Annotated in this window: 1 protein-coding gene; it reads left to right on the forward strand. The window is 50.0% G+C overall.

All coding sequences use genetic code 11. The annotated features are described in order from the left end of the window. Positions 1-560 (forward strand): hypothetical protein (locus GTH32_RS19320; RefSeq protein WP_163088824.1); only part of this gene is annotated, 560 nt, incomplete at both ends.

Genomic DNA, 560 nt, shown 5'->3' on the forward strand with positions numbered 1-560 from the left:
GAAACCTACAGCAGTGTGGGCGATGTGTCGCACACATATACCACAGTCGGTGACTTTACTATCAGGGTAAGTCTCGAAGATGAAGACGGTACGTTCAGCGATGTCGCTACGCAGGCGGTGAGTGTCAATGCGCCAGCGGATACGGTGGATGTAGCTGCACAGGCTAATGCTATAATTGATGAAGGCGATACCTTTACCCGCACCATTAACTTCACTGACGGTGAGGACAATGGAGCTGCAGGCTATACCGTAGATATCGACTGGGATAATGACGGTAGCGTTGATGAGTCCTTTGCTACAACGTCGACGAGCTTTGATGTGTCGAAGGTGTTTGCCGATGGTGCATCCGTGCAAACCGTGTCAATTACCGTGACCGATGAGGCGGGTGAGTCTGATACCGAAACCTTTGACGTCATAGTAAATAATGTAGCCCCTGTAAGCAGTATTACTGGGCCTATCGAAGTCAATGAAGGGGCTGAAGCGATTTACACCTTTGGTGACATACTTGACCCGGGTGACGATATTATCACGAGTGCGGTGATTGAATGGGGTGATGGCAC

Source organism: Alteromonas profundi, assembly GCF_010500865.1.
GTDB lineage: Bacteria > Pseudomonadota > Gammaproteobacteria > Enterobacterales > Alteromonadaceae > Alteromonas > Alteromonas profundi.